Genomic DNA, 22,240 nt, shown 5'->3' with positions numbered 1-22,240 from the left:
GTGCGTACGCTCTGTTCATCGACGCTGATCGGCGAGTTCTTCGTCATCGGGTTCGCCGGTCTGGTCGCCATGAAGGACCCCTCGCTGGCCATGTCCACGGTGTGGTGGGTCTGCGGGGTCGCCATGGTGCTGTCCGTGCTGCTGTGCGGCATGGTGACCCGGCCGGGCGGCGTCGTCCTCGGCTGGGCCCTCCAGCTCGCCCTGATCGCCTCGGGCTTCTTCGTCCCGATGATGTACTTCATGGGCGCCGTCTTCGCGGCCCTGTGGTGGGCCTCGGTCCACTACGGCCGCAAGGTCGACCAGGCCAAGGCCCGCTTCGCGGCGGCCGCCGAGGCAGGCTCTTCCCCTACGGCTGACGCTGCGTGACGAGGGCGCGGACACGCCCTGTAACCTCGTGCCACCGCACGTCAGTCGTAAGGAGCCTCCCGTGACCCAGCGCACCCTCGTCCTGCTCAAGCCCGACGCCGTCCGTCGTGGCCTGATCGGCGAGATCATCGGCCGTATCGAGCGCAAGGCCGACTGGCGGATCGCGGCGCTGGAGCTGCGCGAGCTGGACCGGGGCACGCTGGAGCAGCACTACGGCGAGCACGAGGGCAAGCCGTTCTACGAGCCGCTGGTGCAGTTCATGTCCTCCGGCCCCGTCGTCGCGATGATCGTCGAGGGGGAGCGGGTCATCGAGGGTGTGCGGCAGCTCGCCGGGCCGACGGACCCGATCGCGGCGGCTCCCGGTTCGATCCGGGGCGACTTCGGGGTCATCGTGCGCGAGAACCTGATCCACGCCTCGGACTCGGAGGAGTCCGCCGAGCGCGAGGTGAAGATTTTCTTTCCGGGCCGTGACTGACCGGTGCGGTGCGGGCCCGTGGGGGCCACGCCGTAAGGAGTTTTAGGGAATTTTTTCTGAGGGGTCGTCAGGCCCCTCGGATATCCCGCCGCCGGGCGGCCGTACCATTTCGGCCGTCCCTCGGCATATGCGTTGCCGTTCGGGGGAACGCATGCCCCCGATGGACCGTCTCCACAAGCGAGGCGGCGCGCCATCTGATGACAATGGGCGAAGACCCTCGCGCGGTGTTCGTGCAGGCGCGTCTACGATGGAAGCCTTCACGTCACCGCACCCACCTCGCCGACCTGAAAAGCCCTCAAAAGCTTCCAGGGAAGGCCCGTCGAATCCTGATGGGGAACTCAATGTCGTTCATCGGCCGTGACATGGCTGTCGACCTCGGGACCGCCAACACGCTGGTGTACGTCAGGGGTCGCGGGATCGTACTCAACGAGCCGTCCGTCGTGGCGATCAACACCAACACCGGTGGAATCCTCGCGGTCGGCGCCGAAGCGAAGAAGATGATCGGCCGCACGCCGGGCAACATCGTCGCCGTGCGGCCGCTGAAGGACGGCGTGATCGCCGACTTCGAGATCACCGAGCGGATGCTCCGCTACTTCATCCTGAAGATCCACAAGCGGCGGTATCTGGCCCGGCCTCGGGTCGTCGTCTGCGTGCCCTCGGGCATCACCGGCGTCGAGCGGCGCGCCGTCATCGAAGCCTCCTCCCAGGCGGGCGCCCGCCAGGTGCACATCATCGAGGAGCCCATGGCCGCGGCCATCGGCTCCGGCCTGCCGGTCCACGAGGCCACGGGCAACATGGTGGTGGACATCGGCGGCGGCACCACGGAGGTCGCGGTCATCTCCCTCGGCGGCATCGTCACCGCCCAGTCCATCCGCGTCGCGGGTGACGAACTGGACAACGCGATCATCCAGTACATCAAGAAGGAGTACAGCCTTCTGCTGGGTGAGCGGACGGCCGAACAGATCAAGATCACGATCGGTTCGGCGTACGACCTCGACTCCGACGAGCACACCGAAGTCCGCGGCCGGGACCTGGTGTCCGGGCTGCCCAAGACCGTCGTCATCTCCGCGGCGGAGGTGCGCAAGGCGATCGAGGAACCGGTCAACGCGATCGTCGACGCCGTCAAGACGACCCTGGACAAGTGCCCGCCGGAGCTGTCCGGCGACATCATGGACCGGGGCATCGTGCTGACCGGCGGCGGCGCCCTGCTGCGCGGCCTCGACGAGCGGCTGCGCCGGGAGACCGGCATGCCGATCCACATCGCCGAGGACCCGCTCGACAGCGTCGCGCTCGGCTCCGGCAAGTGCGTCGAGGAGTTCGAGGCGCTGCAGCAGGTGCTCGACGCCCAGCCGCGCCGATGACATGACACTTCGATTCCGCCGTACGAGACCTTCTGCTCTCGTGCGGCGGATCGTTGATATAGAGGCATAAGCTCCCCCAACGGACCCCCTTCGATTCGCGCATCGGCAACGGCGCTTTATCGGGGGTCCCCGAATTCCTATAGAGGAAGGGCACGGCCGCCGCACGTGAGGGACACGAAAGAGAGCCGGCTGCTCCTGGTCCTGCTGATCGCCATCGCGTTCGCACTGATCACGGTGGACATCCGCGGAGGCCGGAACTCCCCGGTCGACGGAGCCCGGCAGGCCGCGGCCGCGGCCTTCGGCCCGATCGAGAACGGAATGTCCACGGCGGTGGACCCGGTGGGCAACGCCGTCTCCGCCGTACGGGACTCCGGAGACCGCCATGACCGGCTCGCCGTCATGGAGAAGGAGAACGCGGCGCTCAAGGCCAAGCTGGGCAGTGACGACCGCACCCGCAGCCGCCTGAACCAGCTCGACAAGATGCTGAAGGTCGCGGGCCAGGGCCAGTACGGCATCAAGGGCGCCCAGGTCATCGCCATAGGAGCGGCCCAGGGCTTCTCCTGGACCATCACCATCGACGCGGGCGCCGACGACGGCATCAAGCGGGACATGACCGTACTGAACGGCGACGGCCTGGTCGGCCGCGTCACCACGGTCGGCCCCGACACCGCCACCGTCCTGCTCGCCAACGACCCCGACTTCACCGTCGGCACCCGGATGGAGGCGGGCGACGAACTCGGCTTCGCCTCCGGCCAGGGCGACCGCCCGCTGCGCGTCGAACTCCTCAACGGCAAGGCGGAGGTGAAGAAGGGCGACCGGCTCGTCACCTTCGGCTCCCAGGCCGACAAGCCGTTCGTGCCCGGCGTCCCGGTCGGCGTGGTCTCCCGCGTCGACCCCTCCGGCGGCGGCCTGACCCGCACGCTCTACGTCACCCCGTACGTCGGCTTCAGCAAGCTCGACATCGTCGGCGTGGTCGTGGCGGGACCGAAGAAGGACCCGCGCGACGAGGTCCTCCCGGCCAAGCCCAAGCCGGTCCCGACGCCCACGGTGACCGTCACGGTCACCCCCTCGGCGGACGGCTCCGCGCCGGACGACACCGACACCGACGGCCAGCAGCAGTAGGAGCTGAACCCCCATGCGCCTCAACCGCGTCCTGCTCTCCACCGTGCTGGTGGTCGTCGCCCTGGTGATCCAGGTGAGTGTCCTGGCCCGCCTGCATCTGCCCGGCGCCGTGCCCGACCTGCTCCTGCTGACCGTCCTCGGTCTTGCCCTGGTGTACGGCCATGTCGGCGGCGCCCTGGTCGGCTTCGGCGCCGGACTCCTCGCGGACCTCGCCCCGCCCGCCGACCACGCGGCCGGCCGCTACGCCCTGGTGCTGTGCGTCATCGGCTACTTCGCCGGGCTGGTCAAGCCCGAGACCGGCCGGCTGAAGTCGGCGATCGGCCCGATGGCCGTCGTGGTCGCCGCCGCGATCGGCTCCACCCTGCTCTACGCGGGCGTCGGCGCCCTGGTCGGCGACACCGCCGCCCGCCATGTCGGCCTGCCCGGCCTGCTGTTCTCGGCGGCCCTGTACGACCTGCTGCTGGCCCCCTTCGTGGTGCCCGGCGTGATGTGGCTGGCCCGCCGCGCGGACAACGACCCGCTGGCCGAGTCCGGCCCCGCCGCCAAGGCCGGGAACATCTCCTCGGGCTGGCTCTCCTCCGGCACCGGTCTGCGCATCGGCTCCCAGCGGGGCTTCGGCGCGCTGAAGGCCAAGGCCCGCACCCGCTCGGCCCGCGTCGGCCGGATCAAGGGGGTCAAGCGGCTGTGACGGCACCTGAGTTCACCTGTCACATCAGTTCCCGCGCTGAGAGGGGGAGTCAGCAGCAGTGACGAACATTCCCGAGACCGGGCGGACCCCAAGGGTCCAGATCCGGCTGGTCGTCATCCAGATCCTCGTGCTCTCCCTGCTCGGCACCCTCGGCGGCCGGCTGTGGTACCTCCAGATCCGCGAGGGCGCCGCGTACCAGAAGGAGGCGTCCGGCAACCACGTCCAGCAGGTCGTGGACCCCGCCGTACGCGGTGACATCCTGGACGCGCGCGGAGTCCCGCTCGCGGACAACGAGACGCGGCTCGTCGTCTCCGCCTCCCGCACCGACCTGCTCAAGCAGAAGGACGACGGCAAGGGCGTACTGGCCAAGCTCGCCGCCGTGCTCGGCCTGAAGCCGGAGGACGTGCAGCAGAAGGTCCGGCTGTGCGACGCCAAGACCCCGCAGCCCTGCTGGAACGGCTCGCCGTACCAGCCGATCCCGATCACCGACGAGGCCACGCCCAAGCAGGCCCTCCAGATCCGGGAGCGCGCCGAGGACTTCCCCGGCATCACCGCCGAGCCCGAGGCGGTCCGCCGGTACGGCGCGCCGGGCAAGGCCAAGACCTCCCAGGTCCTCGGATACCTCTCCCCGGTCACCGACGAGGAGATCCAGAAGGCCAAGGACACCGACTCGCCGTACCTGCGCTCCGACATGGTCGGCCGCTCCGGTCTGGAGCGGCAGTACGACAAGGAGCTGCGCGGCAAGGCGGGCGTCACGCGGTACGAGGTGGACAACCTGGGCCGGGTCATCGGCAAGGCCGAGTCCGACCCGGCGGAGTCCGGTTCCAACCTGGTCACCAGCATCGACTCCCGCATCCAGCGGGTCACCGAGTTCGAGCTGGACAAGGCGATGAAGGTCGCCCGGCAGCAGTTCGACAAGATCACCGGCACCAACTACAAGGCGGACTCCGGTGCCGCCGTGGTGATGGAGGCCAAGACCGGCCGCATCGTCGCCATGGCCTCCGCGCCGGACTACGACCCGAACGTCTGGGTCGGCGGCATCTCCGCCAAGGACTACCAGGCGCTCACCGGCAAGAACTCCGACTACCCGCTGCTGAACCGGGCCATCCAGGGCCAGGCCGCACCGGGCTCGACCTTCAAGGTGGTCTCCACGGCCGCCGCGGTCGAGGCGGGGTACGACTTCAACGGCCGCTACCCCTGCACGAGTTCGTACTCGGTGGGCGGCCAGGTCTTCAAGAACTTCGAGGGCGAGAGCTTCGGCCCGATCCCGCTGGACCGGGCGCTCGAGGTCTCCTGCGACACCGTCTTCTACTACCTCTCCGACCAGGAGTGGAAGAAGGACGGCGGTATCAACCCGAAGAAGGGCCAGCCCAAGGACTTCTTCTACAAGGCCGCCCACCAGTTCGGCCTCGGCAAGGAGACCGGCGTCGACCTGCCCAACGAGGTCACCGGCCGCGTCCCGGACCGCCAGTGGAAGCTGGACTACTGGAAGGCCAACAAGGACGCCTGGTGCAAGTACGGCAAGAAGGACGGGTCGTACGTCGAGAAGATCGCCTACGAGAACTGCCTCGAGGGCAACAAGATGCGTGAGGGCGATTCGATCAACTACTCCATCGGCCAGGGCGACACCCTCGTCACGCCGATCCAGGAGGCGGTGATCTACGGCGCCGTCGCCAACGGCGGCACGATGTACCACCCGAGCATCGGCAAGGCGGTCATCAGCGCGGACGGCAAGTCGGTGCGCGAGCTGAAGCCGAGGCCGGCGGGCAAGCTGCCGGTCAGCAAGGCGACCCTCAAGGGCATGGACGACGCCTTCGCGGGCGTCATCACCCGAGGCACCGCGGCGTGGAAGTTCAACGGCTGGCCGCAGGACGAGATCCCGCTGCACGGCAAGACCGGTACGGCGGAGGTCTACGGCAAGCAGACCACCTCGTGGCTCGCGACCTACTCCAAGGACTACACGGTGATCATGACGATCGCCCAGGCCGGTACGGGTTCCGGAGCCTCCGGTGAGGCCGTGCGCAACATCTACAGCGCGCTGTACGGCGTCCAGGGCGACGGCTCGATCGACAACAAGAAGGCGATGCTGCCCCAGCCGCAGAAGACCCTTCCCAAGGTCCGCCCCGACGGCACGGTCGCCTCGCCCAAGGTCGGCAACGACCCGGCCAAGGACGTGGAGAACGCGCAGAAGAACAACACCAGCAACGGCGAGGACCAGCCTCCCGCCACCTCGCCCACGGCCAACACCAACAGCAACACCCGCAGGCGGCCCCACCGGAGGGGAAAGCGGAGGACGCGCACATGACCGGCAACACCTTCTCCGTCTCCGGGTACGGTCCCCAGCGGGCGGGCTGGACCAGGCTCTTCGCCCGTGACTCCCTGGCCCGCCGGCTGGACTGGCCGATACTGCTGGCGGCGCTCGCGCTGTCGATGATCGGTTCCCTGCTGGTGTTCTCGGCGACCCGCAACCGCACCGAGATCAACCAGGGCGACCCGTACTACTTCCTGATCCGGCACTTCATGAACACCGGCATCGGGCTCGCCCTGATGATCGGCACCCTCTGGCTGGGCCATCGCGGCCTGCGCAACGCGGTGCCGATCCTCTACGGCCTCTCGGTGGCGGGCATCCTCGCGGTGCTCACCCCGCTGGGCTCCACCGTCAACGGCGCCCACTCCTGGATCGTGTTCGGCGGCGGCTTCTCGCTCCAGCCCTCGGAGTTCGTGAAGATCACGATCATCCTGGGCATGGCGATGCTGCTGTCCGCGCGGGTCGACGCGGGCGACAAGGCGTACCCGGACCACCGCACGGTGCTCCAGGCGCTCGGGCTGGCGGCGGTGCCGATCCTCATCGTGCTGCTCATGCCCGACCTGGGTTCTGTCATGGTGATGGTGATCATCATCCTGGGCGTGCTGCTCGCCTCCGGCGCCTCCAACCGCTGGGTGTTCGGCCTCATCTCGGCCGGCGCCATCGGGGCCATCGCGGTGTGGCAGCTCCACATCCTGGACGACTACCAGATCAACCGGTTCGCGGCCTTCGCCAACCCGGAGCTGGACCCGGCGGGCGTCGGCTACAACACCAACCAGGCCCGTATCGCCATCGGTTCGGGCGGGCTGACCGGTTCCGGGCTGTTCCACGGCTCGCAGACCACGGGCCAGTTCGTGCCGGAGCAGCAGACCGACTTCGTCTTCACCGTCGCAGGTGAGGAACTCGGCTTTCTCGGGGCCGGCCTGATAATCCTTCTCCTCGGCGTCATCCTGTGGCGCGCTTGCCGCATCGCCCGCGACTCGACCGAGCTGTACGGCACGATCGTCGCCGCCGGCATCGTCGCCTGGTTCGCCTTCCAGGCGTTCGAGAACGTCGGCATGACCCTCGGCATCATGCCGGTCACCGGCCTGCCACTCCCGTTCGTCTCCTACGGCGGCTCCTCGATGTTCGCGGTATGGATCGCGGTGGGGCTGCTGCAGTCGATCAGGGCGCAGCGGCCGATGTCGGCGTGAGCCTGAAGCGGTACTGAGCGAGGGCCGGTAGTCGATCTCCCGGCCCTCACTCGTGTCCGGGGGCTGGTTGAGATCGCTGGCGCGTTCTAGATTCGGTTCATGGCGGACGTGAAGCGGGAGATCGAGCGGAAGTACGAGGTGGCGGACGGTGAGCCGCTGCCCGGGCTGGCCGGAGCCGGTGCGGTGGCGGACGTGGTCGGCAGAGGTGTGGTCGAGCTGGATGCCGTCTACTACGACACCGCCGACGAGCGGCTGGGGGCCGCCTCGCTCACGCTGCGCCGCCGCACCGGGGGCGCGGGCGCCGGGTGGCATCTGAAGTTCCCCGTCGCTCCCGGTGTGCGGGACGAGATCCAGGCTCCGCTCTCGGACACCGTGCCCGAGGAGATCGCCGCGCTGGTCCGCTCACGGGTCCGGGGTGCCGAGCTGGTCCCCGTGGTCCGGCTGCGGTCCGCCCGCGACGTACGGCACCTGGTCGGCGCGGACGGGACCCTGCTGGCCGAGGCGAGCGTGGACACCGTCGACGCCGAGCGGCTCAACCGTGCGGGCGGCACCGCCCGGTGGACCGAGATCGAGGTGGAGCTGGCCGACGGCGCCGACCCGGCCGTGCTGGACGCCGTGGAGGAGCGGCTCGCCGAGGCGGGGGTGCGGCCGTCGAAGGCGTCGTCCAAGGTGGGCGAGGCCCTGCACCGTACCGGCGGCTCCCGTACCCGGCAGGCGGGGCGGGCGGCGGAGCCGGTGACGGCGGGGGACCACGTCCTCGCGTACCTCCGCGAGCAGCGCGAGGCGATCCTCGCCCGTGACCCCGGTGTCCGCCGGGACCTGCCGGACTCCGTGCACCAGATGCGGGTCGCCACCCGCCGGCTCCGCTCCGCCTTCCGCAGCTTCGGCTCCGTGCTGGACCGGGACGCCACCGCCCCGGTCGCCGCCGAGCTGAAGTGGCTGGCCCATGAACTCGGGGTGGGCCGGGACCAGGAGGTGCTGGCGGAACGGCTGTCGGACGCCCTGGGCGCCGTCCCGCCCGGCGAGGTCACCGGCCCGGTCCGCGAGCGTCTCGGCTCCTGGGCCACCGCCCGGCACGGCAGTACCCGCGGTCAGTTGCTCGGGGTGCTGGACTCCGCCCGCTATCTCGCCCTGCTGGACAGCCTCGACACCCTGCTCGCCGACCCGCCGCTGCGGAAGAAGGCGGCCCGGAAGCCGGGCAAGGTGCTCACCCGCGCCCTGAAGAAGGAGGGCGCCAAGCTGGCCCACCTGGTGACGGCCGCGCTGGAGCTGCCGCCCGGCGAGGACCGCGACCACGCCCTGCACCAGGCCCGTAAGCGGGCCAAGCGCGCCCGGTACGCGGCCGAGGCGGCCGTCCCCGCGCTCGGCGGTTCCGCCCGCGCCCTGGCCCGCGCGGCGAAGAAGCTGACCAGTCTGCTGGGCGAGCACCAGGACAGCGTGCTGGCCCGGCAGACCCTGCGCGAGCTGGCGGCGGTGGCGCACGCGGCGGGGGAGAGCGCGTTCACCTACGGGGTGCTGTACGAGCGGGAGGAGCGGGCGGCCCGGAGCACGGAGGAGAAGCTGCCCCGCACGTGGGCGAAGGCCCGCTCCGCGTTCCCGCGCTGAGGCTCGGCGTACGGAAGTCGCGTCCGAACGGGTTAGGCTTGATGGTCACCCTTCCAGCCTCCGGCCGGGAGATGCCCCAGTCAGCTCACGAAGGTAATGCCGCGATGTCTGTCGAGTCGGTCTTCCCGCAGCTCGAAGCCTTGCTCCCGCATGTGCAGAAGCCGATCCAGTACGTCGGCGGAGAACTGAACTCCACGGTCAAGCCCTGGGACGAGGCCGAGGTCCGCTGGGCGCTGATGTACCCGGACGCCTACGAGGTCGGTCTGCCCAACCAGGGCGTCATGATCCTCTACGAGGTGCTCAACGAGCAGAAGGGCGTCCTCGCCGAGCGCACGTACAGCGTGTGGCCGGACCTGGAGGCGCTGATGCGGGAGCACGGTGTCCCGCAGTTCACCGTGGACAGCCACCGCCCGGTGAAGGCGTTCGACGTGTTCGGCCTGAGCTTCTCCACCGAGCTGGGCTACACCAACATGCTCACGGCGCTGGAGCTGGCGGGCATCCCGCTGGAGTCGCGGGACCGTACGGTCGACGACCCGATCGTGCTGGCCGGCGGGCACGCGGCGTTCAACCCGGAGCCGATCGCGGACTTCATCGACGCGGCGATCATCGGTGACGGCGAGCAGGCCGTGCTGGACATGACGGAGATCATCCGCCGCTGGAAGGCGGAGGGCCGGCCCGGTGGCCGCGAGGAGGTGCTGCTCCGGCTGGCGAAGACGGGCGCGGTGTACATCCCGGCGTTCTACGACGTGGAGTACCTGCCCGACGGCCGGATCGGCCGGGTGGTCCCCAACCGTTCCGGTGTCCCGTGGCGGGTCTCCAAGCACACGGTGATGGACCTGGACGAGTGGCCGTACCCCAAGCAGCCGCTGGTGCCGCTGGCGGAGACGGTGCACGAGCGGATGTCGGTGGAGATCTTCCGCGGCTGCACGCGCGGCTGCCGGTTCTGCCAGGCGGGCATGATCACCCGCCCGGTGCGCGAGCGCTCCATCACCGGTATCGGTGACATGGTCGAGAAGGGGCTCAACGCGACAGGCTTCGAGGAGGTCGGCCTGCTGTCGCTGTCCTCGGCGGACCACTCCGAGATCGGGGAGATCGCCAAGGGCCTCGCCGACCGCTACACGGACGACAAGATCGGCCTCTCCCTGCCCTCCACCCGGGTCGACGCGTTCAACGTCGACCTGGCCAACGAGCTGACCCGCAACGGTCGTCGCTCCGGTCTCACCTTCGCCCCCGAGGGCGGCTCCGAGCGCATGCGCAAGGTCATCAACAAGATGGTCTCGGAGGAGGACCTGATCCGCACGGTCGCCACCGCGTACGGCAACGGCTGGCGGCAGGTGAAGCTGTACTTCATGTGCGGCCTGCCGACCGAGACGGACGAGGACGTCCTGCAGATCGCCGACATGGCGACCCACGTGATCCAGAAGGGCCGCGAGGTCTCCGGCTCGGGCGACATCCGCTGCACGGTCTCCATCGGCGGGTTCGTGCCCAAGCCGCACACCCCGTTCCAGTGGGCGCCGCAGCTCTCCGCCGAGGAGACCGACGCGCGCCTGCAGAAGCTCCGCGACAAGATCCGGGGCGACAAGAAGTACGGCCGCTCCATCGGCTTCCGCTACCACGACGGCAAGCCCGGCATCGTCGAGGGCCTGCTCTCGCGCGGCGACCGGCGCGTCGGCGCGGTCATCCGCGCGGTGTACGAGGACGGCGGCCGCTTCGACGGCTGGCGCGAGCACTTCTCCTACGACCGCTGGATGGGCTGCGCGGACAAGGCGCTGGCCGAGTTCGGCGTCGACGTCGACTGGTACACCACCCGCGAGCGCTCCTACGAGGAAGTCCTCCCCTGGGACCACCTCGACTCCGGCCTCGACAAGGACTGGCTCTGGGAGGACTGGCAGGACGCCCTCGACGAGACCGAGGTCGAGGACTGCCGCTGGACCCCCTGCTTCGACTGCGGAGTCTGCCCCCAGATGGACACCCACATCCAGATCGGCCCCACGGGCAAGAAACTCCTCCCCCTGGCAGTGAAGAACGCCGCTCCCGCTCCGAGCGGCCACTCTCACTGAGCCCGAGCGCGAAGAAGGGCCCCACCGGACAGCTCCGGTGGGGCCCTTCTTCGGTTCGGTCGGCGTCAGGCCGCCGGGGCGTACTTCGGGTTGGGGCCGTACTCGTTGGTCTCCGGCTTGCTGTCGGAGACGGTGAAGACGAGGAGGATGATGCCGCCGACGAGGGGGACCAGGGAGATGAAGATCCACCAGCCGGAGCGGCTCGTGTCGTGCAGGCGGCGGACCGTGACGGCGAGGGCCGGGATCAGGACGGCGAGGAAGTAGACGATCCCGAGGATCGAGGTGTCCAGCGCGGCGTCCACGATCGCCAGCACGATGCTGATGATCAGGTTGAACAGGAAGAACATCCAGTATTCCTGCCGCCGCGCGCGACCGCTGAACACCGCGTACTTCTTGAGCACGTCCACGTACCAGTGCATTTGTCGTCCCCCCAGGGAAGTGCGTGATTGGCCTCCCATGGAAGCAGCAGCCCTGGCCGGAATCCATAGCTTTGGCGTGGTCAGATCAAGGCGTTACGTGCCCGCAGCCGTACGGTGATCAAATCCGTTCCTCAGACCGTTCCGGCGATGGCCAGCCGGGCGTCCAGCCAGTCGAAGACCCGCTCCTCGAACAGCGCCCGCCCCAGCGGCTCGCAGTGCAGATGTGCCCCCTCCTCCTCGGTGAAGCGCACCAGTTCCTTGGGGCCGGGCAGCGCGTCGTACAACTGCTCCGACGCACCGGGCCAGAAGTGCTCGCCCTCCGGGTCGGTGATCAGCAGCGGGGTGGTGATGTGGTCCACGACGCGGGTGAGGTCGTGCCGGGACACCTCGGTCAGCAGGTCGTACCGCGAGACCTCGCACAGCAGGTCGTACGGCGTCTCCACCCCGTACGGCTTGGCCCGCCAGCGCCACATCGCGGCCAGCGCCGGGTTCTGCTCCAGCGCCTCGCCGATGATCGCGTCGAACGCGTCCCGGTCCCCGCACTCCCACAGCGTCCGCAGATCCGGCCCGAGGTGCTGCCACCAGCTCTCCGCCACCCGCACCACCCCCGGATCGGCGACCGCCGCCGCGAGCCGGTGCTCGAAGGCGAGTGCGCGCGGCACCCAGTACCCGGCCTGGCTGATCCCCGCCAGCGCGATCCGGCGCGGGTCGACGTCGGGGCGGGCGAGGAGGAAGTCCACGACCGGGGTGATGACGTTCTCCCAGTCCGGCCGGAAAGTGACCCCCCGCTCGAAGAGCATCGACTGCTGGCCGGGCCCGTCGAAGAGCAGGACGCGGTATCCCCGCTCCACCGCCGGGGCACCGAGCAGCGTCCAGGTCGCGCTGAGCGGCCCGTCGCTGCCGTTGTTGGCGATCAGCGTCGGCAGCGGCTCGTCCGTACCGGGCGGGCTGACCAGATAGCCGGGCAGCGTCGTCCCCTCGTACGGGATCGACACCGGCTCGGCGGGCGGGTCCAGGGCCAGCAGGAACCGGTCGAGGCAGGCCCGGTGCTCGCTGAACGCCTCCGCCGCCCGCTTCTCCGCGTCCGGCACCGCGTCCACGCCCACCATCGCGGTGCCCAGATAGCCGGCCGCGCGCAGCCACCCCTCGCGGGCGCTCACCAGGTGACCGGCCGCCGCGCACTCCTCCGCCTCCACCCGGACGCGGCGCCCCAGGTCCAGCCAGGCGTCGAACCACGCCTGCCCGTCACCGCCCGCCACCGACGCGGCGGTGCTGAGCACTTCGCCCGCGTCGGCTCCCTGCCGCCACACCGAACCGAGGGCGAGCAGGATCTCGAAGTTGAACTGGTCGTTCTCGCTGAAGCGATACGTCATGACGGCTCCCGGACATGCCGAGCGAACCCCTGGGTGGTCCGGACCGCACCTCCCACGGTAGGTGCCCGTACGCCACCGCGCACCACGGGCGGGCGGCGTGCGGGCCGGGGCACCCGGCGCGACGATGGGAAGGGGCTCCCACGACGGCACACCTCAGGAGAGGACGTCCTCATGGTTGAGCAGGCGACCACGGAACAGACCACGCCCAGAAAGAAGCCGCTCGGCACCGCGAGCGTGTTCCTCTCCTTCGCCCCCTGGATCATCTTCGGCGTGGTGGCCAGCCCCAGCACCTGGGAGTACGCGGCCCTCGCCGCCCTGGTCGCGGCCCTCGTGCTGTCCGCCCAGGACCTGCTGCACGGCAAGATCCGCATCCTGGACGCGGCCGGCATCGTGTTCTTCGCCGTCCTCTCCGTCCTGGCCCTCGCCCTGAACCGCGGGGACCTGCTCTGGCTGGAGACCTACGCCCAGGTCATCTCCAACGGCCTGGTCGCCGTCGTCGCCTTCGCCTCGCTGCTGTACGACCCCTTCACCGCGCAGTACGCCCGCGAGTCGACCCCGCGCCAGTACTGGGACTCGCCCGTGTTCCGGCACATCAACCGGGTGCTCACCGCGTACTGGGGCGTCACCTTCGCCATCATGACGGCCTCCACCTGGCTCGCCATCCACTTCCCTGGCCAGGACGACTGGTTCAACTGGGTCATCCCGGTCGCCCTGCTGGTGGTGGCGGTGAAGTTCACCCAGCGCTACCCGGAGACGTACAAGTCCCGGGCGGTTCCCGCGAGCTGAGAAGGCATCCAAAAGCGGGCCGGCGGCGTCCATGAGGGTATGGACCTCGACAAGCCGCCCGCACCGCAGCCCCCGGAGGGCTGCCTCGTCGTCGCCCTCCGGCTGCCCGTCCGGATCGTCGTGCTGGTGCTCGTGGTGCCGGTACGGCTCGCGTGGGACGCGCTGGTGGCGGCCGGACGGTTCCTGCACGCCACCGTGCTGCGGCCCCTCGGCCGCGCGCTGCTCTGGGCCGGCCGGGCCCTGTTCGTCTGGCCCTTCGTCGCGCTGTGGCGCTGGGTACTGGTCCCGGTCGGCACGGCACTGCGGTGGCTCGGGCACGTCCTGGTCGTCGCGCCGCTGACCTGGGCCTACGTCCATCTCCTCACCCCCCTCGGGCATGCGCTGCGCTGGGCCGCGCGAGGTGTCGTCACCTACCTCCTGGCACCGGTCGGCCGGGGCCTGGCCTGGCTCGCGCGGGGTGTCGGCGCGCTGCTGGCCGCCGTCGGGCTCGGGCTGTTCACCGGCGCCGCGTGGCTCGTCCGGTACCTGCTCGTCGTCCCGGCCCGGTGGTTGTACATCCAGGTGCTGAGCCCGGCCGGGCGGGCGCTGCTGTGGCTGGCCGAGGCGCTGATCACCGGCGCCGGGGCGGTCCTGTACTGGACGGCGCGCATCCTGTTCGTGCTGCCCGCCCTCGCCCTGTGGCGCTGGGTGCTGGCTCCCGTGGGCCGGGTGCTGGCCGTGGTCGCGCGGGAGGTCGCCGACGCGCTCGGGCACGCCTGGCGGATCGCCGGGCACCTCTCCCGTGTCGTGGGCCGCGCCCTCGGGACCCTCTTCCGGTGGATCTTCGTGGAGCCCGCCCGCTGGGTGTACCGGACCGTCCTCACCCCGGTCGGACACGTCGTACGGGACGCGGTGCTGCGGCCCGCCGCACGGGCCGCGCGCGAGGTGGGACGGGTCACCCGGCTGACCCTCGCCGCCGCCCGCGAGACCCTGCGCGAGACCCGCCGGGAGGTACGCCGGGCCCTCTTCGGGGAACCCCGGCAGCAGGTCGCGGTGGACCGGCGGGAACCTCCGGCGCGCGATCCACGTACTCTTGGTAGCAGTACGACCGTTCTCACGAAGGACTAGGACACTGGGCAAGCGACAGCCCGAAGGCCCGCCGCCCGCACCCGCGGTGCAGCGCATCCGACTGCGTTACACCAAGCGCGGCCGCCTCCGGTTCACCAGCCACCGTGACTTCCAGCGCGCCTTCGAGCGCGCGTTGCGCCGCGCCGAGGTACCCATGGCGTACTCGGCGGGGTTCACGCCGCACCCGAAGGTGTCGTACGCCAATGCCGCACCCACCGGCACGGGCAGTGAGGCGGAGTACCTGGAGATCGCGCTGACCGCACCGCGCGACCCCGGCACCCTGCGCGCGCTGCTCGACGAGTCGATGCCCGCCGGGCTCGACATCGTCGACGCCGTGGAGGGCCGCACCTCGGGCCTGGCCGACCGGCTCACCGCCTCCGTGTGGGAGCTGCGGCTGGACGGCGTGACTCCCGAGGAGGCCAGGGCCGCCACCGACGCCTTCATGGCGGCGGAGACGGTCGAGGTGCAGCGGATGGCCAAGAACGGCGTCCGTACCTTCGACGCCCGCGCCGCCGTCGTCACCCTGGAAACGCGGGACGAGTCGGCTGATAGGCCCAGCGACCGGCCCTGTGCGATACTGCGCCTGGTTGTTCGGCACGTGACGCCTGCCGTACGACCCGACGACGTCCTGTCCGGTCTTCGCGCCGTGGCCGACCTGGCGCCGCCGGTCCCCGCAGCGGTGACCAGGCTGGCGCAGGGGCTGTTCGATGAAGAGACCGGCACGGTGACCGACCCGCTCGCGCCCGACCGCGAGGCAGCCCCGGCCCCGAAGGCCGAACCCGCTGCCGCCGCGACGGTGCCGGCGCCGGAAGGTCCCGCGTAGGGACGGACGCCGTAGCGCCGCCCTCTGATCCGGGAGCCACCTGGGTCGGGCAGCGCACCGACCAGAAGACTTTCGCCAGGCCGTACCGACAAGGCGTACGGAACCGGCGAGACAGGACACAGAGTGCTCCCGTGCGGCGCCCGCGCCCCGGACGGCGGCCACCGCGCATCGCGCGGGCCGCGGACGTCAGCGGTGGCCGGTTCTCTACGAGACCGGCCCCGGACCAGGCGCGGCGACCCGGGAGCTCCGACGGGAGAAATGCCCGCATGCTCGAACCGACTGAGCCCAACGAGGGCTCCGAACCGAACACCCCCAGCGACACGCTGCCCCCGCGCAGGCGTCGCCGCGCCGCGTCCCGCCCGGCGGGTTCGCCCGCCGCCGGAACCGGCACCGAGACCACCGCGCAGGCCGCGGCCCCCGAACCCCAGGCTGAGGCCCCCGAGGCCGAGACGGCCCCGCGCCCGCGCCGCCGCACCACCCGCCGCGCCTCCGCGCCCGCCGGGACCCCGACGGCCGCCGAGGCCGCGACCGTCACCGAGCCGGCCGTACCGGCCGCGTCCGCCGGCGAACAGGCCGACGCCGCCGCCGAGACGCCCGCGCCGCGCCGCGCCACCCGCCGCGCCTCAGCGCCCGCCGGGACCCCGACAGCCGCCGAGGCCGCGAGCGTCACCGAGCCGGCCGTGCCGGCCGCGTCCGCGGGCGAACAGGCCGACGCCACCCAGACCACCGCGCCCGCGCCGCGCCGCACCCGCCGCCGGGCGTCCGCGCCCGCCGGGTCGCCCACGCAGGTCACCGCCGAGGACAACAAGGCCGAGGAGGCCGACGTGGCCCAGGACACCGAGGACAACAAGGCCGCCGAGCCGGCCGAGTCCGCCGCCGAGACTCCGGCCGCGCGTCCGCGCCGCCGCGCCACCCGGCGCGCCTCCGCCCCGGCCGGCGCGCCGAAGGCCGCCGAGGCGCCCGAGGCGGAGCAGCCCGCCGCCGAGCAGCCCGCCCAGCCGGTGGCGGCCGCCGAGACGGAGACGGAGGCCGAGACTCCGGCCGCGCGTCCGCGCCGTCGGGCCACCCGCCGCGCCTCCGCGCCCGCCGCCGAGGCCGCCGTCGCGGAGACGCCCGCCGCCGAGGCCGAGCCGACTCCGGCCGCCGAGCCCGAGGCCGCCCCGGCCGGTCGTACGCGCCGTCGCGCCACCCGCCGTGTCTCCGCGCCCACCGAGACCCCGGCCGCCGAGGCCCCCGCCGTCGAGGCCGAGCCGGTCGCGGAGGCCGAGCCGGTCGCCGAGCCCGAGACCGAGGCCGCCCCCGGCCGTGCCCGCCGTCGCGCCACCCGCCGGGCCTCCGCGCCCGCCGGTGCCCCGGCCGCCGCCGAGGAGAAGCCCGAGGCCGCCGCCGAGCCCGAGCAGCGCCCCGCCCGTAAGGCGACGCAGTCCGAGCCCGTTGAGCCCGAGGGCGGCCGTCGCCGTCGCCGCGCCGTGCGCCAGGCCGCGGGCGGCTTCTCCGCGCCCGCCCCCGCCGAGGGCGACGCCCCCCGCCGTACCGCCCGGCCCGCCGTGGCCACCTTCCAGGCGCCGGTCTTCACCGAGCCGAGGTTCCAGACCCCGCAGCGCGCCGCCGCCGAGGCCGCGGCCCAGGCCGCCGGTGTCCAGGAGCCCGAGCAGGCGGAGGAGGCCGAGAAGGCTGAGGCGGAGACCACCGCCGCTCCCGAGGCCGCCGCCACCGACGAGCGCGACAACGGCCGCCGTCGCCGGCGCCGCCGTGGCGCTCCCGCCGAGGAGACCCGCGCGGTCGAGGAGAAGCCCGAGCCCGTCGAGGAGCCCGCCGAGGACGAGGCCGACGACTCCGACGACGCCGAGGGCTCGGACGACTCCGGTTCGCGCCGCCGTCGCCGCCGGGGCGGCCGTCGCCGCCGCCGTGGCGACGCGTACGACGGTGACGACAACGGTGAGGACGCCGAGTCCGGCGAGCTGGCCGCCGAGCAGGCGGAGCAGGACGCCGAGGACACCGCCGAGCAGGAGGAAGAGGACGCCGAGGACGCCGACGAGGCACGCGGCGAGGAGTCCGGTGGCTCCAGCTCCAGCCGTCGCCGCCGTCGCCGTCGCCGTCGCGCCGGGGACTCCGGTGGCGAGGCCGAGCCGGCGCCCGCGGACGACCCCGAGCGCACGGTCGTCAAGGTCCGCGAGCCCCGCAAGGCCGCCGAGCCGTCCGACGAGGTCCAGTCCATCAAGGGCTCGACCCGCCTGGAGGCCAAGAAGCAGCGCCGCCGCGAGGGCCGCGAGCAGGGCCGCCGCCGCGTGCCGATCATCACCGAGGCCGAGTTCCTGGCCCGCCGCGAGGCCGTCGAGCGCGTGATGGTCGTGCGCCAGCACGGCGAGCGCACCCAGATCGGCGTCCTCGAGGACGGCGTGCTCGTCGAGCACTACGTCAACAAGGAGCAGGCCACCTCGTACGTCGGCAACGTCTACCTGGGCAAGGTCCAGAACGTGCTGCCGTCCATGGAGGCCGCCTTCATCGACATCGGCAAGGGCCGCAACGCCGTCCTGTACGCCGGTGAGGTCAACTTCGAGGCGCTCGGCATGGCCAACGGGCCGCGCCGCATCGAGTCCGCCCTCAAGTCCGGCCAGCCGGTCCTGGTCCAGGTGACCAAGGACCCGATCGGCCACAAGGGCGCCCGCCTCACCAGCCAGGTTTCGCTGCCGGGCCGTTACCTCGTGTACGTCCCCGAGGGCTCGATGACCGGCATCAGCCGCAAGCTGCCCGACACCGAGCGGGCCCGGCTGAAGACCATCCTCAAGAAGATCGTCCCCGAGGACGCGGGTGTGATCGTGCGCACCGCCGCCGAGGGCGCGAGCGAGGACGAGCTGCGCCGTGACGTCGAGCGGCTCCAGGCGCAGTGGGAGGAGATCAAGAAGAAGGCGAAGACGGGCAACGCCCCGGCGCTGCTGTACGGCGAGCCGGACATGACCGTCCGCGTCGTCCGCGACATCTTCAACGAGGACTTCTCCAAGGTCATCGTCAGCGGTGACGAGGCGTGGTCGACCATCCACGGCTACGTCTCCCACGTCGCCCCCGACCTCACCGACCGGCTCCAGAAGTGGACCGGCGAGGCCGACGTCTTCGCCACGTACCGGATCGACGAGCAGCTCGCCAAGGCGCTGGACCGCAAGGTCTGGCTGCCCAGCGGCGGTTCGCTGGTGATCGACCGGACCGAGGCGATGGTCGTGGTCGACGTCAACACCGGCAAGTTCACCGGCCAGGGCGGCAACCTGGAGGAGACGATCACCAGGAACAACCTGGAGGCGGCCGAGGAGATCGTGCGCCAGCTCCGGCTGCGCGACCTCGGCGGCATCATCGTCATCGACTTCATCGACATGGTGCTGGAGTCCAACCGGGACCTGGTGCTGCGCCGCCTGCTGGAGTGCCTGGGCCGGGACCGGACCAAGCACCAGGTGGCCGAGGTGACCTCGCTGGGCCTGGTGCAGATGACCCGTAAGCGGGTCGGCCAGGGTCTGCTGGAGTCCTTCTCCGAGAACTGCGTCCACTGCAACGGCCGCGGTGTCATCGTGCACATGGAGCAGCCCACCTCCGTCGGTGGCGGTGGTGGCGGCAAGCGCGGCAAGAAGCGCGGCCGCGGCGACGGCCACGTCCACGAGCACGAGACCGCCGCGCCGGTGGAGACCGAGACGGTCGCCGAGGTGGCCGCCGAGGCCGCCGAGCCGGTGGCGCTGCCCGAGCCGGACTTCACCCCGGACGAGGAGCTGTACAGCTCCGTCGCCGAGGCGGAGGCCGCCGCCGGACGCGGCCGTTCGCGCCGCAAGGCCGGCCGTCGGGCCTCGGCCCCGGCCGGTGCGCCGAAGGAGGGCAGCCGCCGCTCCGCCGAGCGGGCCGAGCGGTTCGAGCGGGCCGCCGAGGAGGCGCCGACCGCCGCGTCGGTCACCGCCGAGGAGGCCGCCGCCACCCCGGTGCTGCCGGAGCCGGCCGCCGAGGCGCACGCCGAGCCGATGGCCGCCGAGGACCCGGTGGTCGCGCCGGAGCCCGCCGCCGAGGAGGCCGCGCCCAAGGGCCGCGCCCGTCGCCGGGTCACCCGCAAGGTGTCCGCGCCCGCCGGTTCGCCGGCCGGGGCCGAGGCCGCCGTGGTGACCGTCGCCGAGCCCGCGCCGGTGGCCGAGCCGGAGCGGCTGCCGGAGCCGGAGGCCGCCCCGGCGGCCGAGGAGAGCGCCGCCCCGGCCCGTCCGCGCCGCCGTGCGGTGCGCAAGGCCACCGCGCCGACCGCGTCGGAGGAGACGGCCGTGCTGGTCGTCCCGTCGTCCGCGCCGGAGCCGGCCGCCGCCGAGCCCGCCACCGAGGAGCCCGCCGCCGAGGCGGAGCCCGAGGAGGCGGCGCCCGCCAAGAAGACCGCCCGCAAGGCGGCCAAGAAGGCACCGGCGAAGAAGACGGCCGCGAAGAAGGCCGCGCCCGCCAAGAAGACGGCGGCCGCGAAGAAGACCGCCGCCAAGACGACGACGGCGAAGAAGACGACGGCCAAGAAGGCGGCCAAGACCGCCAAGACGGCCGCCAAGTCGACGGCGAAGAAGACCACCACGGTCCCCGCGCCGGACGACGAGAGCTGAACCGGAAAACCCTCGTGTGGTCCTGTCGTTCGCGACAGGGCCACACGGCTTTGCCCCCCACCCCGCGAACCGGGGAAGTCGCCCCGGAACCGGGGAAGTTAAGGAGAACCCGCGATGATAGGTCTCGTGCTGGCGGCCGGCGCCGGACGGCGTCTGCGCCCCTACACCGACACCCTGCCCAAGGCGCTCGTGCCGGTGGGCCCCGAGGGCGACGAGGAGTCGCTGACGGTGCTGGACCTGACGCTGGGGAACTTCGCGGAGGTCGGTCTCACCGAGGTCGGCGTCATCGTCGGCTACCGCAAGGAGGCCGTCTACGACCGCAAGGCCGCGCTGGAGGCCAAGTACGGCCTGAAGATCACGCTGATCGACAACGACAAGGCCGAGGAGTGGAACAACGCCTACTCCCTGTGGTGCGGCCGCGACGCCCTCAAGGACGGCGTGATCCTCGCCAACGGCGACACCGTGCACCCGGTCTCCGTCGAGAAGACCCTGCTGGCCGCGCGCGGTGACGGCAAGAAGATCATCCTCGCGCTGGACACCGTGAAGTCCCTGGCGGACGAGGAGATGAAGGTCGTCGTGGACCCCGAGAAGGGCGTTCAGAAGATCACCAAGCTGATGGACCCGGCCGAGGCCACCGGTGAGTACATCGGTGTCACCCTCATCGAGGGCGACGCGGCCGAGGAGCTGGCCGACGCCCTGCGCGCCACCTTCGAGCGCGACCCCCAGCTCTACTACGAGGACGGCTACCAGGAGCTGGTCAACCGGGGCTTCCGCATCGACGTCCAGCCCATCGGCGAGGTCTCCTGGGTCGAGATCGACAACCACGACGACCTCGCCAAGGGACGGGAGATCGCGTGCCGATACTGACCCGGCTCATCCCCTCGCCGGTCGTCGTCGACATCCGTCCGGGTGCCCTCGCCGACCTGGCGAGCATCCTCGCCGACCAGCGCATCTCGCACTCCGGCCGCCTGGCCGTCGCCGTCAGCGGCGGCTCGGGCGCCAGGCTGCGGGAGCGGGTCGCGCCCCAACTGCCGGGCGCCACCTGGTACGAGGTCGGCGGCGGCACGCTGGACGACGCGGTACGGCTGGCCGACGAGATGAAGTCCGGCCGCTATGACGCCGTGGTCGGGCTCGGCGGCGGGAAGGTCATCGACTGCGCCAAGTACGCGGCGGCCCGCATCGGCCTGCCGCTGGTCGCGGTCGCCACCAACCTGTCCCACGACGGCATCTGCTCGCCGGTGTCCATCCTGGACAACGACGCGGGCCGGGGCTCGTACGGTGTGCCCACGCCCATCGCGCTGCTGATCGACACGGACATCATCCGCGAGACCCCGGTGCGCTTCGTGCGCTCGGGCATCGGGGACGCGGTGTCGAACATCTCGGCCGTCGCCGACTGGGAGCTGGCCAACCGGGTCAACGGCGAGAAGATCGACGGTCTCGCCGCCGCCATGGCCCGTCAGGCCGGCGAGGCGGTGCTCCGGCACCCCGGCGGCTGCGGCGACGACGCGTTCCTCGCCGTACTCGCCGAGGGTCTGGTGCTGTCCGGCATCGCCATGTCGATCGCCGGCCACACCCGGCCGTCGTCCGGCGCCTGCCACGAGATCAGCCACGCGCTCGACCTGCTCTTCCCCAAGCGGGCCGCCAGCCACGGCGAGCAGGTGGGCCTCGGCGCCGCCTTCGCCATGCATCTGCGCGGCGACCACGAGGGCTCGTTCCTCATGGCCGCCTCGCTGCGCAGGCACGGGCTGCCGGTGCTGGCCGAGGAGATCGGGTTCAGCGTGGACGAGTTCGTCCGGGCCGTGGAGTTCGCTCCGGAGACCCGGCCCGGCCGGTACACGATCCTGGAGCATCTGGACCTCGCCCCGGACCAGATCCGGCAGGCGTACGCCGACTACACGGCCTCGCTGGAGCGCTGAGCACCCGCTGCTCAGAGCCCGGTTTGACCCGTACGGA

General features: G+C 71.7%; 17 protein-coding genes. 15 read left to right on the top strand and 2 right to left on the bottom strand.

Features of this window, described 5'->3' with window-relative positions; genetic code table 11:
* The 9 genes from E5083_RS13810 to E5083_RS13770 all read left to right on the top strand — a co-directional run bounded on the left by E5083_RS13810 (position 1) and on the right by E5083_RS13770 (position 11,175).
* Complete coding sequence (locus tag E5083_RS13810) at positions 1–366, top strand: DUF4233 domain-containing protein (protein WP_135785929.1); 366 nt, start codon at positions 1–3, stop codon at positions 364–366.
* Positions 367–427: 61 nt separating this feature from the next.
* Positions 428–841, top strand: coding sequence for a nucleoside-diphosphate kinase (ndk, locus tag E5083_RS13805; RefSeq protein WP_030814145.1), 414 nt, complete (start codon positions 428–430; stop codon positions 839–841).
* A 341-nt stretch (positions 842–1,182) separates the two neighbouring features.
* On the top strand, positions 1,183–2,202 hold the full coding sequence (locus E5083_RS13800) for a rod shape-determining protein (protein WP_020940056.1): 1,020 nt from the start codon (positions 1,183–1,185) through the stop codon (positions 2,200–2,202).
* Positions 2,203–2,367: 165 nt separating this feature from the next.
* Positions 2,368–3,324, top strand: a complete 957-nt coding sequence (gene mreC, locus E5083_RS13795) for a rod shape-determining protein MreC (RefSeq protein WP_135785928.1) — start codon at positions 2,368–2,370, stop codon at positions 3,322–3,324.
* Positions 3,325–3,337: 13 nt separating this feature from the next.
* Positions 3,338–4,012 (top strand): rod shape-determining protein MreD, encoded by a 675-nt coding sequence (gene mreD, locus E5083_RS13790; RefSeq protein ID WP_135785927.1) that lies wholly within the window; start codon positions 3,338–3,340, stop codon positions 4,010–4,012.
* A 58-nt stretch (positions 4,013–4,070) separates the two neighbouring features.
* Positions 4,071–6,317 (top strand): penicillin-binding protein 2, encoded by a 2,247-nt coding sequence (gene mrdA, locus E5083_RS13785; protein ID WP_135785926.1) that lies wholly within the window; start codon positions 4,071–4,073, stop codon positions 6,315–6,317.
* Positions 6,314–7,510: a rod shape-determining protein RodA gene (rodA, locus tag E5083_RS13780; RefSeq protein WP_135785925.1), complete on the top strand. Its 1,197-nt coding sequence runs from the start codon at positions 6,314–6,316 to the stop codon at positions 7,508–7,510. Before mrdA ends, rodA begins: the two co-directional genes overlap by 4 nt.
* A 99-nt stretch (positions 7,511–7,609) precedes the next feature.
* On the top strand, positions 7,610–9,115 hold the full coding sequence (locus tag E5083_RS13775) for a CYTH and CHAD domain-containing protein (RefSeq protein ID WP_135785924.1): 1,506 nt from the start codon (positions 7,610–7,612) through the stop codon (positions 9,113–9,115).
* Between the two features lie 104 nt (positions 9,116–9,219).
* Positions 9,220–11,175 (top strand): TIGR03960 family B12-binding radical SAM protein, encoded by a 1,956-nt coding sequence (locus E5083_RS13770; protein WP_135785923.1) that lies wholly within the window; start codon positions 9,220–9,222, stop codon positions 11,173–11,175.
* 65 nt (positions 11,176–11,240) lie between these two features.
* Here the strand turns inward: E5083_RS13770 and E5083_RS13765 are convergent, their stop codons facing one another.
* Both E5083_RS13765 and E5083_RS13760 read right to left on the bottom strand, forming a co-directional pair.
* Positions 11,241–11,594 (bottom strand): DUF805 domain-containing protein, encoded by a 354-nt coding sequence (locus tag E5083_RS13765; protein ID WP_135785922.1) that lies wholly within the window; start codon positions 11,592–11,594, stop codon positions 11,241–11,243.
* Positions 11,595–11,725: 131 nt separating this feature from the next.
* Positions 11,726–12,967 carry an alpha/beta hydrolase family protein gene (locus tag E5083_RS13760; protein WP_135785921.1) on the bottom strand — a complete coding sequence of 414 codons (1,242 nt, stop codon included), beginning with the start codon at positions 12,965–12,967 and terminating at the stop codon, positions 11,726–11,728.
* Positions 12,968–13,138: 171 nt separating this feature from the next.
* Here E5083_RS13760 and E5083_RS13755 point away from each other — a divergent pair, with 171 nt between their 5' ends.
* The 6 genes from E5083_RS13755 (at position 13,139) to E5083_RS13730 (ending at position 22,203) form a co-directional block, all read left to right on the top strand.
* Positions 13,139–13,753, top strand: coding sequence for a hypothetical protein (locus tag E5083_RS13755; RefSeq protein ID WP_135785920.1), 615 nt, complete (start codon positions 13,139–13,141; stop codon positions 13,751–13,753).
* 39 nt (positions 13,754–13,792) lie between these two features.
* Positions 13,793–14,860 carry a hypothetical protein gene (locus E5083_RS13750; protein WP_135785919.1) on the top strand — a complete coding sequence of 356 codons (1,068 nt, stop codon included), beginning with the start codon at positions 13,793–13,795 and terminating at the stop codon, positions 14,858–14,860.
* A gap of 46 nt (positions 14,861–14,906) precedes the next feature.
* Positions 14,907–15,683: a TIGR03936 family radical SAM-associated protein gene (locus tag E5083_RS13745; protein ID WP_135785918.1), complete on the top strand. Its 777-nt coding sequence runs from the start codon at positions 14,907–14,909 to the stop codon at positions 15,681–15,683.
* Between the two features lie 266 nt (positions 15,684–15,949).
* Positions 15,950–20,287, top strand: coding sequence for an Rne/Rng family ribonuclease (locus E5083_RS13740; protein WP_135785917.1), 4,338 nt, complete (start codon positions 15,950–15,952; stop codon positions 20,285–20,287).
* A gap of 114 nt (positions 20,288–20,401) precedes the next feature.
* Positions 20,402–21,154, top strand: a complete 753-nt coding sequence (locus E5083_RS13735; RefSeq protein ID WP_135785916.1) for a phosphocholine cytidylyltransferase family protein — start codon at positions 20,402–20,404, stop codon at positions 21,152–21,154.
* Positions 21,142–22,203, top strand: coding sequence for an iron-containing alcohol dehydrogenase family protein (locus E5083_RS13730; RefSeq protein ID WP_135785915.1), 1,062 nt, complete (start codon positions 21,142–21,144; stop codon positions 22,201–22,203). The genes E5083_RS13735 and E5083_RS13730 overlap by 13 nt, the downstream gene beginning before the upstream one ends.
* Positions 22,204–22,240 lie beyond the last annotated feature (37 nt).

The sequence above is a fragment of the Streptomyces bauhiniae genome (genome assembly GCF_004784475.1).
GTDB lineage: Bacteria > Actinomycetota > Actinomycetes > Streptomycetales > Streptomycetaceae > Streptomyces > Streptomyces seoulensis.
This window is presented reverse-complemented; position numbering and strand designations above follow the sequence as displayed.

What these genes read in the sequence shown, in the direction of transcription:
- E5083_RS13800 (WP_020940056.1), top strand. Translation starts at nt 1,183, where the DNA reads ATGTCGTTCATCGGCCGTGACATGGCTGTCGACCTCGGGACCGCCAAC.
- mreD (WP_135785927.1), top strand. Translation starts at nt 3,338, where the DNA reads ATGCGCCTCAACCGCGTCCTGCTCTCCACCGTGCTGGTGGTCGTCGCC.
- rodA (WP_135785925.1), top strand. Translation starts at nt 6,314, where the DNA reads ATGACCGGCAACACCTTCTCCGTCTCCGGGTACGGTCCCCAGCGGGCG.
- E5083_RS13775 (WP_135785924.1), top strand. Translation starts at nt 7,610, where the DNA reads ATGGCGGACGTGAAGCGGGAGATCGAGCGGAAGTACGAGGTGGCGGAC.
- E5083_RS13770 (WP_135785923.1), top strand. Translation starts at nt 9,220, where the DNA reads ATGTCTGTCGAGTCGGTCTTCCCGCAGCTCGAAGCCTTGCTCCCGCAT.
- E5083_RS13765 (WP_135785922.1), bottom strand. Translation starts at nt 11,594, where the DNA reads ATGCACTGGTACGTGGACGTGCTCAAGAAGTACGCGGTGTTCAGCGGT.
- E5083_RS13760 (WP_135785921.1), bottom strand. Translation starts at nt 12,967, where the DNA reads ATGACGTATCGCTTCAGCGAGAACGACCAGTTCAACTTCGAGATCCTG.
- E5083_RS13755 (WP_135785920.1), top strand. Translation starts at nt 13,139, where the DNA reads ATGGTTGAGCAGGCGACCACGGAACAGACCACGCCCAGAAAGAAGCCG.
- E5083_RS13750 (WP_135785919.1), top strand. Translation starts at nt 13,793, where the DNA reads ATGGACCTCGACAAGCCGCCCGCACCGCAGCCCCCGGAGGGCTGCCTC.
- E5083_RS13740 (WP_135785917.1), top strand. Translation starts at nt 15,950, where the DNA reads ATGCTCGAACCGACTGAGCCCAACGAGGGCTCCGAACCGAACACCCCC.
- E5083_RS13735 (WP_135785916.1), top strand. Translation starts at nt 20,402, where the DNA reads ATGATAGGTCTCGTGCTGGCGGCCGGCGCCGGACGGCGTCTGCGCCCC.